This is a genomic window from Streptomyces tendae, assembly GCF_014650435.1.
GTDB classification, from domain to species: Bacteria; Actinomycetota; Actinomycetes; order Streptomycetales; family Streptomycetaceae; genus Streptomyces; species Streptomyces tendae.
Genome location: NZ_BMUY01000008.1, coordinates 301297 through 314471 on the forward strand (window position 1 = coordinate 301297; position 13175 = coordinate 314471).

The 13175-nt window shown below is 70.1% G+C and carries 12 protein-coding genes and 1 tRNA gene; 3 read left to right on the forward strand and 10 right to left on the reverse strand.

The genetic code is table 11. The features are described from left to right. Window positions 1-33: 33 nt before the first annotated feature. Window positions 34-873 carry a trans-aconitate 2-methyltransferase gene (locus tag IE258_RS22570; protein WP_159327030.1) on the forward strand — a complete coding sequence of 280 codons (840 nt, stop codon included), beginning with the start codon at window positions 34-36 and terminating at the stop codon, window positions 871-873. Further along, the gene (locus tag IE258_RS22575; protein WP_189746214.1) at window positions 870-1244 is read left to right on the forward strand and encodes a VOC family protein; all 375 of its coding nucleotides are present in this window, start codon (window positions 870-872) and stop codon (window positions 1242-1244) included. The genes IE258_RS22570 and IE258_RS22575 overlap by 4 nt, the downstream gene beginning before the upstream one ends. A gap of 12 nt (window positions 1245-1256) precedes the next feature. Here the strand turns inward: IE258_RS22575 and IE258_RS22580 are convergent, their stop codons facing one another. Genes IE258_RS22580 through IE258_RS22590 form a run of 3 tightly spaced genes read right to left on the reverse strand, consistent with a single transcriptional unit; the run spans window position 1257 to window position 4161 of the window. After that, window positions 1257-2432, reverse strand: coding sequence for a CaiB/BaiF CoA transferase family protein (locus IE258_RS22580; RefSeq protein WP_189746216.1), 1176 nt, complete (start codon window positions 2430-2432; stop codon window positions 1257-1259). A gap of 44 nt (window positions 2433-2476) precedes the next feature. Continuing rightward, window positions 2477-3154 carry a TetR/AcrR family transcriptional regulator gene (locus IE258_RS22585; RefSeq protein ID WP_109034690.1) on the reverse strand — a complete coding sequence of 226 codons (678 nt, stop codon included), beginning with the start codon at window positions 3152-3154 and terminating at the stop codon, window positions 2477-2479. After that, window positions 3151-4161 (reverse strand): acyl-CoA desaturase, encoded by a 1011-nt coding sequence (locus tag IE258_RS22590; protein WP_189746218.1) that lies wholly within the window; start codon window positions 4159-4161, stop codon window positions 3151-3153. The genes IE258_RS22585 and IE258_RS22590 overlap by 4 nt, the downstream gene beginning before the upstream one ends. A 305-nt stretch (window positions 4162-4466) precedes the next feature. Here IE258_RS22590 and ppc point away from each other — a divergent pair, with 305 nt between their 5' ends. Beyond that, window positions 4467-7202: a phosphoenolpyruvate carboxylase gene (gene ppc / locus IE258_RS22595; RefSeq protein WP_189746220.1), complete on the forward strand. Its 2736-nt coding sequence runs from the start codon at window positions 4467-4469 to the stop codon at window positions 7200-7202. Window positions 7203-7414: 212 nt separating this feature from the next. On the opposite strand, the gene IE258_RS41310 is transcribed toward ppc, so the two are convergent. The 7 genes from IE258_RS41310 to IE258_RS22630 all read right to left on the reverse strand — a co-directional run bounded on the left by IE258_RS41310 (window position 7415) and on the right by IE258_RS22630 (window position 13145). Next, entirely contained in the window at window positions 7415-7945 is a 531-nt protein-coding gene (locus IE258_RS41310) for a hypothetical protein (RefSeq protein ID WP_229892350.1), read from the reverse strand. Between the two features lie 52 nt (window positions 7946-7997). After that, entirely contained in the window at window positions 7998-8600 is a 603-nt protein-coding gene (pth, locus tag IE258_RS22605; RefSeq protein ID WP_189746223.1) for an aminoacyl-tRNA hydrolase, read from the reverse strand. A gap of 116 nt (window positions 8601-8716) precedes the next feature. Then, window positions 8717-9307 carry a 50S ribosomal protein L25/general stress protein Ctc gene (locus IE258_RS22610; protein WP_189746225.1) on the reverse strand — a complete coding sequence of 197 codons (591 nt, stop codon included), beginning with the start codon at window positions 9305-9307 and terminating at the stop codon, window positions 8717-8719. A 213-nt stretch (window positions 9308-9520) separates the two neighbouring features. After that, window positions 9521-10495: a ribose-phosphate diphosphokinase gene (locus IE258_RS22615; protein WP_003975691.1), complete on the reverse strand. Its 975-nt coding sequence runs from the start codon at window positions 10493-10495 to the stop codon at window positions 9521-9523. Between the two features lie 131 nt (window positions 10496-10626). Next, window positions 10627-12075, reverse strand: coding sequence for a bifunctional UDP-N-acetylglucosamine diphosphorylase/glucosamine-1-phosphate N-acetyltransferase GlmU (gene glmU, locus IE258_RS22620; RefSeq protein WP_189746227.1), 1449 nt, complete (start codon window positions 12073-12075; stop codon window positions 10627-10629). Window positions 12076-12194: 119 nt separating this feature from the next. Beyond that, window positions 12195-12270 (reverse strand) — tRNA-Gln (locus IE258_RS22625). Between the two features lie 14 nt (window positions 12271-12284). Further along, window positions 12285-13145, reverse strand: coding sequence for a hypothetical protein (locus tag IE258_RS22630; protein WP_189746229.1), 861 nt, complete (start codon window positions 13143-13145; stop codon window positions 12285-12287). Between the last annotated feature and the right edge of the window lie 30 nt (window positions 13146-13175).

Below are 13175 nucleotides of genomic sequence, written 5' to 3' on the forward strand. Positions count from 1 at the left end.
ACCCGTCCCGTACGGACACCCTCTGGAGGCTCCATGCCCGCCACCGCCCCCACCTGGGACCCCGCCCAGTACCTGCGCCACGCCGGGCACCGTGCCCGCCCCTTCACCGACCTCCTCGCCCGCATCCCGGACCTCCCCGCGGACCCGCCCCGCATCGCCGACCTCGGCTGCGGACCCGGCAACGTCACCGTCCTGCTCGCCGACCGCTGGCCCACCGCCCGCATCACCGGCTACGACAACTCGCCCCCGATGCTCGAACGGGCCCGGCAGTACGCCGGCCCCACCCCCGGCGGCGGCCACCTCGACTTCGCCGCCGCCGACGCCCGCACCTGGACCCCCGACGAGCCCTGCGACCTCCTCGTCAGCAACGCCACCCTCCAGTGGGTCCCCGGCCACGCCGACCGCTTCCCCGACTGGATCGACCGCCTCGCCCCCGGCGGCACCCTCGCCCTCCAGGTGCCCGGCAACTTCGACGCCCCCAGCCACCGCCTGATGCGCGAGCTGGCCGGCTCCCGGCGCTGGCGGGACCGCCTCGCCGGCGTCCTGCGCCACGACGACGCCGTCCTCACCCCCCAGGGCTACCTGGCCCGCCTGACCGCCGCCGGCTGCACCGCCGACGTGTGGGAGACGACGTACGTCCACCTGCTGCCCGGCGACGACGCCGTCCTCGACTGGGTGAAGGGGACGGGACTGCGGCCCGTACTGGACGCCCTCGACGACGAGCCGGACGCCCGCGACGCCTTCGTCGAGGAGTACCGGGCCGTCCTGCGCGCCGCCTACCCCGCCGAGGCGCACGGCACCCCCTTCCCCTTCCGCCGCGTCTTCGCCGTCGCACGGAAGCCCGCGGGGCCCGCTCGGGAGGCAGGCCGGTGATCACCGGCCTCGACCACGTGCAGCTCGCCGCGCCGCCCGGCGCCGAGGAAGTGCTGCGCGCCTTCTACACCGGCGTCCTCGGCATGACCGAGATCCCGAAACCGCCCGTGCTCGCCGCCCGCGGCGGCTGCTGGTTCCAGGCGGGCACCGCCCAGCTCCACCTGGGCGTCGAGACCGGTTTCCGGCCCGCCCGCAAGGCCCACCCCGGGCTGCGGGTCACCGGGATCGACGCCTACGCCGCCCGCCTGGAGGCCCGGGGCACGCCCGTCACCTGGAACGACGACCTGCCCGGACACCGGCGCTTCCACTGCGCCGATCCCGTCGGCAACCGGCTGGAGTTCCTGGAACCGGACGGACCCGCCCGGCCCTGACCCCGACCGGGCTCACACCACCCCGTCCGCGGCGAGCGCGTCGATGTCCTCCGCCGACAGCCCGAGGCCCTCGAGTACGGCGCGGGTGTGCTCGCCCAGCGCCGGGACCGCCTCCATGCGGGGCGCGTCCCCGGTCCAACCCGGCGGTGCCAGTGCCGGGACCGGACCGGCCGGGGTGGGCACCTCGTGCAGGCGTCCACGTGCGGCCAGCTGCGGGTGGTCCCACACCTCGGCGAGCGTGTTCACCCGCGCGTTGGCGACCGGCACCGCGTCGAGCAGCTCGACCGCCTCCGCGGCGGTCAGCTCCGCGAACCGGGCCGCGATCAGCCCGCCCAGCTCCTCCCGGTGCGCGTCGCGGTCCGCGTTGGTGGCGTAGTGCGGATGCCCGGCCAGCTCCGGACGGTCCAGGAAGCCCGCGCAGAAGCCCTGCCACTCGCGCTCGTTCTGCACCGCCGTCATCACGATCTTCCCGTCGCCCGCCGTGAACGGGCCGTACGGATAGATCGTCGCGTGCGAGGCGCCCGCCCGCGGCGGCGGACGGCCGCCGTCGAAGGAGTAGTAGAGGGGAAAGCCCAGCCACTCCACGGTGGCCTCCAGCATCGACACGTCCAGATGCGTGCCCCGCCCCGTCCGGCCGCGTTCCAGGAGCGCGCCCAGGATCGAGCTGTACGCGTACATCCCGGCGGCGACGTCCGACACCGGAATGCCCGCCTTGGCCATGTCGTCCGGCGTGCCCGTGACCGACAGCAGCCCCGCCTCGGACTGCACCAGCAGGTCGTACGCCTTGCGGTCCGCGTAGGGGCCCGGCGCGCCGTAGCCGGAGATGTCGCACACGATCAGCTCCGGATGCGCGGCACGCAGCTCCCGCGCGCCCAGTCCGGCCCGCTCGGCCGCGCCCGGCGCCAGGTTCTGCAGGAAGACGTCCGCGTCCGCGATCAGCCTGCGCAGCAGCTCCAGGCCGCGCGGATCCTTGAAGTCCAGGGTGAGGGACTCCTTGTTGCGGTTGACCCACACGAAGTGCGAGCTCAGACCCCGCACCCGGGTGTCGTACGCCCGCGCGAAGTCCCCCGTCCCCGGGCGCTCCACCTTGATCACCCGGGCGCCGAGGTCGGCGAGCTGACGGCTGGCGTAGGGAGCGGCGATCGCCTGCTCCAGCGCGACGACAGTGACTCCGCGCAGCGGTTGCATGCCCTCAGCCCTGCCCTCAGCTCTCAGCCTTCAGCTCTCCGCCCTCAGCTCTTGCGGTGCCCGATCAGCCGGGGCTTGGGCTCCAGACCGTCCAGGCCGTGCCACGCCAGGTTCACCAGGTGCGCCGCCACCTCCGCCTTCTTCGGGCGGCGCACGTCCAGCCACCACTGGCCGGTCAGCGCCACCATGCCGACCAGCGCCTGCGCGTACAGCGGAGCCAGCTTGGCGTCGAAGCCGCGGCTCTTGAACTCCCGTCCCAGGATGTCCTCCACCTGGGTGGCGATGTCCGAGATGAGGGAGGCGAAGGTACCCGTCGACTGCGGGATGGGGGAGTCGCGGACCAGGATGCGGAAGCCGTCCGTGTACTCCTCGATGTAGTCCAGGAGCGCGAAGGCGGCCTGCTCGCACAGCTCACGCGGATGGCCTGCCGTCAGCGAGCCGGTCACCATGTCGAGCAGCCGCCGCATCTCGCGGTCCACGACCACCGCGTACAGGCCCTCCTTGCCGCCGAAATGCTCGTACACCACCGGCTTGGACACCCCGGCCTTCGCCGCGATCTCCTCCACGGACGTGCCCTCGAAACCCTTCGCCGCGAAGAGGGTGCGGCCGATCTCCAGCAGCTGCTGGCGGCGCTCCGCACCGGTCATCCGGGTGCGACGCGCTCGCCGCGGCTTCTCGTTGCCTGGGGTGCTGCTGGAGTCGGTCGCCACGGCGTCAATCATGCCGCCTTCGCCGTCTCCTTCCGGCGGCGGGCGCCGTCTTGATCCGGGTTGCGGCGCGAATCGATACGCGAGCGTGACGGCCAGCGCACGTCGTACGCCCAACCCAGCTGCTCGAACCAGCGGATCAGCCGGGCACTCGAATCGAGCTGGCCGCGCATCACCCCGTGCCGCGCCGAGGTCGGGTCCGCGTGGTGCAGGTTGTGCCAGGACTCGCCGCAGGACAGGATCGCCAGCCACCAGACGTTGCCCGAGCGGTCCCGGGACTTGAAGGGACGCTTGCCCACGGCATGGCAGATCGAGTTGATCGACCAGGTCACGTGGTGAAGCAACGCCACCCGCACGAGTGAACCCCAGAAGAAACCGGTGAACGCGCCCCACCAGGACATCGTCACCAGCCCGCCGATCAGCGCGGGCAGCGCCAGGGACACCACGGTCCACAGGATGAACTGGCGGGAGATCGCACGCAGCGCGGGGTCCTTGATCAGATCCGGGGCGTACTTGTCCTGCGGCGTCTGCTCCTCGTCGAACATCCAGGCGATGTGGGCCCACCACAGGCCCTTGATCAGGGCGGGCACCGTCTCGCCGTACCGCCACGGCGAATGCGGGTCGCCCTCGTCGTCGGAGAACTTGTGGTGCTTGCGGTGGTCGGCCACCCAGCGGACCAGCGGCCCCTCGACCGCCATCGAACCCGCGATCGCCAACGCGATCTTCAACGGCCGTTTCGCCTTGAAGGAACCGTGGGTGAAGTGGCGGTGGAAGCCGATCGTGATGCCGTGGCAGCCCAAGAAGTAGAAGAAGACCAGCAGCCCCAGGTCCAGCCAGCTCACGCCCCAGCCCCAGGCCAGTGGCACCGCCGCCACCAGCGCGAGGAACGGAAGGGTGATGAACAACAACAGCGTGATCTGCTCGATCGACCGCTTCTGCTCACCACCCAGCGTGGCGGAGGGCGCCGCGGCCGGGTCGGCCGGCTGCGGAGCGTCTGGGATCACATCGGAACTCGTGGTCATGCGCGTCCCCTGGGGGGTCGAGGGTGGGGTCGTGTGGTGTGGCCGGTGCCGGGCTGCGGAAACCATGCACGGTTTTCCTACGGTTCCGTAACCTACGGCGACGTAAGTATGGCAGTGCGTGGCCGCGCGGCAAGAGCCCCAGAGCCTGCGCGTCCCGGCCGACACCTATCCTGGGAGTCGGTCGGACAGCGCGGTCCGCTCTGATTACTTCCCGGACGTCCGGCCCGGTAAGCGGCGCCCGCCGCGCGAGACGGCCGTCCGGGTTCCCTCCCAGACGAGCTTCAACACTGCAAGGAGCCGCACCTGTGAGCAGTGCCGACGACCAGACCACCACGACGACCAGCAGCGAGCTGCGCGCCGACATCCGCCGCCTGGGTGATCTCCTCGGGGAGACCCTCGTCCGGCAGGAGGGCCCCGAGCTGCTGGAACTCGTCGAGAAGGTACGCCGACTCACCCGCGAGGACGGCGAGGCCGCCGCCGAACTGCTGCGCGGCACGGAACTGGAGACCGCCGCCAAGCTCGTCCGCGCCTTCTCCACCTACTTCCACCTCGCCAACGTCACCGAACAGGTCCACCGCGGCCGCGAACTGGGCGCCAAGCGCGCCGCCGAGGGCGGACTGCTCGCCCGTACGGCCGACCGGCTCAAGGACGCCGACCCCGAGCACCTGCGCGAGACGGTCCGCAACCTCAACGTGCGCCCCGTGTTCACCGCGCACCCCACCGAGGCCGCCCGCCGCTCCGTCCTCAACAAGCTGCGCCGCATCGCCGCCCTCCTGGACACCCCGGTCAACGAGGCCGACCGCCGCCGCCTCGACACCCGCCTCGCCGAGAACATCGACCTCGTCTGGCAGACCGACGAACTGCGCGTCGTCCGCCCCGAGCCCGCCGACGAGGCCCGCAACGCCATCTACTACCTCGACGAACTGCACCTCGGCGCCGTCGGCGACGTCCTGGAGGACCTGACGGCGGAGCTGGAGCGGGCCGGCGTCCAGCTGCCCGACGACACCCGCCCCCTCACCTTCGGCACCTGGATCGGCGGCGACCGCGACGGCAACCCCAACGTCACCCCCCAGGTGACCTGGGACGTCCTCATCCTCCAGCACGAACACGGCATCAACGACGCCCTGGAGATGATCGACGAGCTGCGCGGCTTCCTGTCCAACTCCATCCGGTACGCCGGTGCCACGGAGGAACTGCTCGCCTCGCTCCAGGCCGACCTGGAACGCCTCCCCGAGATCAGCCCCCGCTACAAGCGCCTCAACGCCGAGGAGCCCTACCGACTCAAGGCCACCTGCATCCGGCAGAAGCTGGAGAACACCAAGCAGCGCCTCGCCAAGGGCACCCCCCACGAGGACGGCCGCGACTACCTCGGCACCGCCCAGCTCATCGACGACCTGCGCATCGTCCAGACCTCCCTGCGCGAACACCGCGGCGGCCTCTTCGCCGACGGACGCCTCGCCCGCACCATCCGCACCCTGGCCGCCTTCGGCCTCCAGCTCGCCACCATGGACGTCCGCGAACACGCCGACGCCCACCACCACGCCCTCGGCCAGCTCTTCGACCGGCTCGGCGAGGAGTCCTGGCGCTACGCCGACATGCCCCGCGAGTACCGCACCAAGCTCCTCGCCAAGGAACTGCGCTCCCGCCGGCCCCTCGCGCCCAGCCCCGCCCCCGTCGACGCGCCCGGCGAGAAGACCCTCGGTGTCTTCCAGACCGTCCGCAAGGCCCTGGAGGTCTTCGGCCCCGAGGTCATCGAGTCCTACATCATCTCCATGTGCCAGGGCGCCGACGACGTCTTCGCCGCGGCCGTACTGGCCCGCGAGGCCGGGCTGATCGACCTGCACGCCGGCTGGGCCAAGATCGGCATCGTGCCGCTCCTGGAGACCACCGACGAGCTCAAGGCCGCCGACACCATCCTGGAAGACCTGCTCGCCGACCCCTCCTACCGGCGCCTGGTCGCCCTGCGCGGCGACGTACAGGAGGTCATGCTCGGCTACTCCGACTCCTCCAAGTTCGGCGGCATCACCACCAGCCAGTGGGAGATCCACCGCGCCCAGCGCCGCCTGCGCGACGTCGCCCACCGCTACGGCGTACGGCTGCGCCTCTTCCACGGCCGCGGCGGCACCGTCGGCCGCGGCGGCGGCCCCACCCACGACGCGATCCTCGCCCAGCCCTGGGGCACCCTGGAGGGCGAGATCAAGGTCACCGAGCAGGGCGAGGTCATCTCCGACAAGTACCTCATCCCGGCCCTCGCCCGGGAGAACCTGGAACTGACCGTCGCGGCCACCCTCCAGGCATCCGCCCTGCACACCGCGCCCCGCCAGTCCGACGAGGCCCTCGCCCGCTGGGACGCCGCGATGGACGTCGTCTCCGACGCCGCCCACACCGCCTACCGGCACCTCGTCGAGGACCCCGACCTGCCGACCTACTTCCTGGCCTCCACCCCGGTCGACCAGCTCGCCGACCTGCACCTGGGCTCGCGGCCCTCCCGCCGCCCCGGCTCCGGCGTCTCGCTCGACGGACTGCGCGCCATCCCCTGGGTCTTCGGCTGGACCCAGTCCCGGCAGATCGTCCCCGGCTGGTACGGCGTCGGCTCCGGCCTCAAGGCACTGCGCGAGGCCGGCCTGGACACCGTGCTCGACGAGATGCACCAGCAGTGGCACTTCTTCCGCAACTTCATCTCCAACGTCGAGATGACCCTCGCGAAGACCGACCTGCGCATCGCCCAACACTACGTCGACACCCTCGTCCCGGACGAGCTCAAGCACGTCTTCGACACCATCAAGGCCGAGCACGAACTCACGGTCCGCGAGGTCCTGCGCGTCACCGGCGAGAGTGAACTGCTGGACGCCGACCCGGTGCTCAAGCAGACCTTCGCCATCCGCGACGCCTACCTCGACCCCATCTCCTACCTCCAGGTCGCCCTCCTCGGCCGCCAGCGCGAGGAGGCAACCGCGGGCGCCGACCCCGACCCGCTCCTCGCCCGGGCCCTCCTCCTCACGGTCAACGGCGTAGCAGCGGGCCTCCGCAACACCGGCTGACGCCCCGTAGCCTGCGGGCAGTCGTGCCGCTGGGGCGGCACGGGTGGGCGCTGGGGGTACCTCCCAGGCCGTTCAGGCACTGGGGGAGGCGCCCCTTAAGCGCCGGGCTGCGCGACTCACCCCGCGCCCACCCCCGACGCCCCGCACGTGAAAACACCGGTGCCCCGAGCTCGTACAGAGCCCGGGGCACCCTCACGTCGTACGTCAAAACCTCACACCGCGAAGAACGCCGCCGTCAGCAACCCAACCCCCACCCCCGCCATCCCCCACGCCACCCGAGTCCGCCGCAACCCCCCGGCCACGACCACCGACGCAAGTAACAACGCCCCACCCAACGGCACCCACGCGTACAGAACCCCCGCCGGCCCCGAACGCACCGCCTCGCCACTACCGGGCTTCAACACCACGCTGTACGTCCGCCCCTTCGCCACCGCGACCGAGTCCTCGATCACGACCCGCTCCCGCGCCTGCGACCCCGCCGACACCGGCGAGTACGGACCGCTGCACGTCCCCCCACCGCACCGCGTCACCTCGACCGTGCCCTGCTCCCGCCCCTTGGTCAGCAACACGTGCTGCGCCGTGCCCCACGACGCCCACACCCCCGCGATCAGGATCAACGCCGCGACCGTACCCATCGACGCGACCCGCCCGAACCGCAACAGGACGGCGGACGCCGAGGACGCGGAGGAAGAGGCCTGACGGGCACGAGCGGCGGCGGCAGAGGCAGGCATGGCCGGGATCATTGGCCATACCTACGCGCCCGGTCAACTCACTCGCGCACCATCAACGGACAAGTCAGGAGTTGTACGCGCTCTGCGCCCGCTCCAGACCCTCGATCACCAGAGCCTCCACCGCGTCCGCCGCCCGGTCGACGAAGTAGTCCAGCTCCTTGCGCTCCGTCGACGAGAAGTCCCGCAGCACGAAATCCGCCACCGGCATCCGCCCCGGCGGCCGCCCGATCCCAAATCGCACCCGGTGGTAGTCCGGACCCAGCGACTTCGTGATCGACTTCAGGCCGTTGTGCCCGTTGTCCCCGCCGCCCAGCTTCAGCCGCAGCACGCCGTAGTCGATGTCCAACTCGTCGTGCACCGCCACGATGTTGCCGACCGGAACCTTGTAGAAGTCCCGCAGCGCCGTCACCGGACCGCCCGACACGTTCATGAACGACATCGGCTTCGCCAGGATCACCCGCCGGTTGGCCGGCCCCGGCGGACCGATCCGCCCCTCGACCACCTGCGCCTGCGCCTTGCCGTGCCGTTTGAAGCGCGCCCCGATCCGCTCCGCCAGCAGGTCCGCCACCATGAAACCGACGTTGTGCCGGTTCGCGGCGTACTCGGGGCCCGGATTCCCGAGGCCGGCCACCAGCCACGGAGCGCCCGCGTCCGTCGTCACGTCCATGTCTCCTTCGTGTCCCTAGAACCCGTCCGTACCCGTCCGTATCCGTCCACACATACGCGTCGGCCGCTGCCCCGCACGGGAACAGCGGCCGACCACACGATGACCGTGGGGGAGGATCAGGCCTCGGCGGCCTCTTCGCCCTCGCCCTCGGCCGGGGCCTCCTCGGCCTGCGCGGCCAGGACCTGCAGCACCACGGTGTCGCCGTCCACGTCCAGCTTCACGCCGGACGGCAGCGCGATGTCCTTGGCGTGGATCGAGGCACCGGCCTCCAGACCCGCCACCGACACGGTGACCTGCTGCGGGATGTGCGTGGCCTCGGCCTCGACCGGCAGCGCGTCCAGGACGTACTCCAGCAGGTAGCCGCCCGGGGCCAGCTCGCCCTCGGCCTGCACCGGGATCTCGACCGACACGGTCTCGCCGCGCTTCACCAGCTGCAGGTCGACGTGCTCCAGGAAGCCCTTGATCGGGTCACGCTGGACCGACTTCGGGATCGCCAGCTCGTTGGTCTTGCCGTCGATGTCCAGCGCGATCAGCACGTTCGACGTACGCAGCGCCATCAGCAGCTCGTGACCCGGCAGGGTCAGGTGCAGCGGGTCCGAACCGTGGCCGTACAGAACGCCGGGGACCTTGTTGTCACGACGGATACGACGCGCGGCGCCCTTGCCGAACTCGGTACGGGACTCGGCGGTGAGCTTCACCTCGGCCATGATCACTCCTCGTAGAAAGAAAGAAACGGACGTGGTCACCCGGCCACGAACGGCCTGCTACGAAGAGCGCGTCGATAACGGACAGCCACACCCGCGAACACGGGTACGGCCTCCCTCGCCGAGCAACTTCAGCAGTCTACTCGGAGAGGAAGGCCGTACCCAAAACGATCAACAGGCGGTACCGGAGCCTGCAGAACGGTTACTGCACAATGCTCACTGCTCGTCGAACAGGCTCGTCACCGAACCGTCCTCGAACACCTCACGCACCGCACGCGCGATCGTCGGCGCGATCGACAGCACCGTGATCTTGTCCAGCTCCAGCTCGCTCGCCGACGGCAGCGTGTTCGTGAACACGAACTCGCTCACCTTCGAGTTCTTCAAACGGTCCGCCGCCGGACCCGACAGCACACCGTGCGTCGCCGTCACGATGACGTCCTCCGCACCGTGCGCGAACAGCGCGTCCGCCGCCGCACAGATCGTGCCACCCGTGTCGATCATGTCGTCCACCAGGACGCAGATACGCCCCTTCACGTCACCCACGACCTCGTGCACCGTGACCTGGTTCGCCACGTCCTTGTCACGCCGCTTGTGCACGATCGCCAGCGGCGCGCCCAGACGGTCGCACCACCGGTCCGCCACCCGCACCCGGCCCGCGTCCGGCGAGACCACCGTCAGCTTCGAACGGTCCACCTTCGCACCCACGTAGTCCGCCAGCAGCGGCAGCGCGAACAGGTGGTCCACCGGACCGTCGAAGAAGCCCTGGATCTGGTCCGTGTGCAGATCCACCGCCAGGATCCGGTCCGCACCCGCGGTCTTCATCAGGTCCGCGATCAGACGCGCCGAGATCGGTTCACGCCCACGGTGCTTCTTGTCCTGCCGCGCGTAACCGTAGAACGGCACGATGACGGTGATGGAGCGGGCCGACGCGCGCTTCAACGCGTCGATCATGATCAACTGCTCCATGACCCACTTGTTGATCGGAGCCGTGTGGCTCTGGATCAGGAAACAGTCCGCACCACGCGCCGACTCCTGATACCGCACATAGATCTCACCGTTGGCGAAGTCGAAGGCCTTCGTCGGGACGACCCCGACACCCAGCTGCTGGGCGACCTCCTCGGCAAGCTCGGGGTGTGCGCGGCCGGAGAAGAACATCATCTTCTTCTCGCCGGTCGTCTTGATCCCGGTCACAGCACTTTCTCCTCAGAGGTTCGCAGCTGAGCTCATGGGCGCTCTCCCGACTGGCCGCGGGGGCGTCTCAGCTGGTGGGGTGCGGATGTGCACTTATCACGGTACGCCGTGTTCGACGCGCCGGTTTCCGGTCAGTCTTCGCCGCCCGCCTCGCGGGACACCGCCTCGGCCGCCTTCGCCGCCGCGCTCCCCGGACGCTTCCGGGCCACCCAACCCTCGATATTCCGCTGCTGGCCACGGGCCACGGCCAGCGAACCGGGCGGCACGTCCTTCGTGATCACCGAGCCGGCGGCGGTGTAGGCACCGTCCCCGACCGTGACAGGAGCCACAAACATGTTGTCCGAACCCGTACGGCAGTGCGAGCCGATCGTCGTGTGGTGCTTGTCCTGACCGTCGTAGTTCACGAACACACTCGCGGCACCGATGTTCGTGAAGTCCCCGACCGTCGCGTCACCCATGTAGGAAAGGTGCGGAACCTTCGTCCCCTCACCGATCGACGAGTTCTTCGCCTCCACGAACGTACCGATCTTCGACTTCAGCCCGAGCCGGGTACCCGGCCGCAGATACGCGTACGGACCCACGGACGCCTGCGGACCCACATGGGCGCCGTTGGCCACCGTGTTGTCCACCCGCGCCCCGGCCTCCACCCGCGTGTCCGTGAGCCGCGTGTTCGGCCCGACCTCGCACCCCTCGGCGAGATGCGTGGCGCCGTGCAGCTGCGTACCCGGGTGGAGGACCACGTCCTGCTCGAACGTCACCGTCACGTCCACCCACGTCGTCGCCGGATCCACCACCGTCACGCCGGCCAGCATCGCCCCCGTCAGCAACCGGTCGTTCAGGATCCGACGCGCCTCGGCGAGCTGCACACGGTTGTTGATCCCCGCGATCTCCCGGTGGTCACCCGCCACCGACGCGCCCACCCGGTGCCCCGCCTCACGCAGGATCCCGAGCACGTCCGTGAGGTACTCCTCGCCCTGGCTGTTGTCCGTGCGCACCTTGCCCAGCGCGTCCGCGAGCAACTGCCCGTCGAAGGCGAACACACCCGAGTTGATCTCCCGGATCGCCCGCTGCGACTCCGACGCGTCCTTGTGCTCCACGATCGCCGTCACGGCACCCGAGGCCCCGTCCCGCACGATCCGCCCGTACCCCGTCGCGTCCGGCACCTCGGCCGTCAGCACCGTCACGGCGTTCCCGTCGGCGGTGTGCGTGGCGGCGAGGGCCTTGAGTGTCTCGCCGGTGAGGAGGGGAGTGTCCCCGCAGACGACCACGACGACCCCGTCCACGGCACCGCCCAGCGCCTCAAGACCCATCCGCACGGCGTGCCCGGTGCCGTTCTGCTGCTCCTGGACGGCGGTGCGTACGTCGGGGGCGACCTCGGCGAGGTGCGCGGTGACCTTCTCGCGGGCGTGCCCGACGACGGCGACCAGGTTCTCGGGGTCCAGCTCACCGGCGGCGGCGAGCACGTGCCCCACGAGGGACCGGCCGCACAGCTCGTGCAGGACCTTGGGTGTGGCCGACTTCATACGGGTGCCCTCACCCGCTGCGAGAACGACGACGGCTGCCGGGCGAATGGCGCTCACGGGATGCCCTTCGGCTGTTGAGGAGGTGGGGACATCCGCAGGATACCGGGGCGGTTTGTGGGGGACATGAGTGCGGGCCCTGACTGTGGAGTCAGGGCCCGCGATGAGGTCACGCGCAGTGGCTCCCCCGCAAGGATTCGAACCTTGTCCTGCTAGATCCAAAATCTAGTGTGCTGCCGGTTACACCACGGGGGAACGTGCGTCAGACCTTACCGGAGTCGTGTGACGGCGTCAGCGACGATTCCCGTCCACCAGCCTTCGATCCGGCGGTACAACTCGGCACTCTGTCGCACGGTGAGTACGAGACAACCGCGATAGTCGTTGCCCGTGTTCTTGCGTACCGTCTTCGGGTTGTGCCGCTTGAGCGTCGTCTTGCCGAAGGAGCTGCGGTCCGCTTGGACGATGTCTGCCCAATGGGCCTCCGCTGACTCGACGTCGGCCGTCTCGTGAATCATCACGCGGTAGGTGATGTGCTTGCGCTCGACGTTGAGCAGGTCAAGCCACGAGAGGAAGAGGCGGATCATGTCGGAGTCGCTGTTCACGAACGTGACTCGTTCCCGTCGCGCATGTGGTTTGTCCTTGGTGCCCTCGGCCCAGTAGAGGGCCACGCCCACCAGGAACAGATCGCGATCAGACAACGCTCCGATTTCTCCTGCTGCGGCCTCCTTGGTCTGCTGTCGCTGCTTCTCTCGCACTGCCAGCTCATGCTCCCAGCGTTTGCGTGCGGCCAGCTTGGCCTGTTCCGTTGGGTCACGTCGTTCCGGTTTCGGCAGGTCGCGTACCCACAAGGAGATCGAGCCCTTCGAGCATCCCAGCTCTGCTTCGATCTGGTCGTACGTCCAGCCTTGGAGGCGTAGCTCCCTGGCCTTCGCGCGCAGGTCGTCCTTCGCGCGCGGCCGCTTCGTCCACTCGGGAGGCGGCTCGCCCTCCACGAGCCGGTTCAGGATGTCGTTGTTGAAGACCTTCAGCTCGTCGCGGATCTGCCGAAGGCTGTAGCCGGCCCGCCGCAGCGCCACCGCCCGCTCCCGTAGTCCTTCGAAGTCCGCGTACTTGTTCTGTGAACGTGCCATGGGCATACCGTCCGGCCGGAATGCTCGGCT

Excerpts from the sequence above, each read along its gene's own strand:
- IE258_RS22570 (WP_159327030.1), top strand. The coding sequence starts at position 34 with ATGCCCGCCACCGCCCCCACCTGGGACCCCGCCCAGTACCTGCGCCAC.
- IE258_RS22580 (WP_189746216.1), bottom strand. The coding sequence starts at position 2,432 with ATGCAACCGCTGCGCGGAGTCACTGTCGTCGCGCTGGAGCAGGCGATC.
- IE258_RS22585 (WP_109034690.1), bottom strand. The coding sequence starts at position 3,154 with ATGATTGACGCCGTGGCGACCGACTCCAGCAGCACCCCAGGCAACGAG.
- IE258_RS22590 (WP_189746218.1), bottom strand. The coding sequence starts at position 4,161 with ATGACCACGAGTTCCGATGTGATCCCAGACGCTCCGCAGCCGGCCGAC.
- IE258_RS41310 (WP_229892350.1), bottom strand. The coding sequence starts at position 7,945 with ATGATCCCGGCCATGCCTGCCTCTGCCGCCGCCGCTCGTGCCCGTCAG.
- pth (WP_189746223.1), bottom strand. The coding sequence starts at position 8,600 with ATGGACGTGACGACGGACGCGGGCGCTCCGTGGCTGGTGGCCGGCCTC.
- IE258_RS22610 (WP_189746225.1), bottom strand. The coding sequence starts at position 9,307 with ATGGCCGAGGTGAAGCTCACCGCCGAGTCCCGTACCGAGTTCGGCAAG.
- IE258_RS22630 (WP_189746229.1), bottom strand. The coding sequence starts at position 13,145 with ATGGCACGTTCACAGAACAAGTACGCGGACTTCGAAGGACTACGGGAG.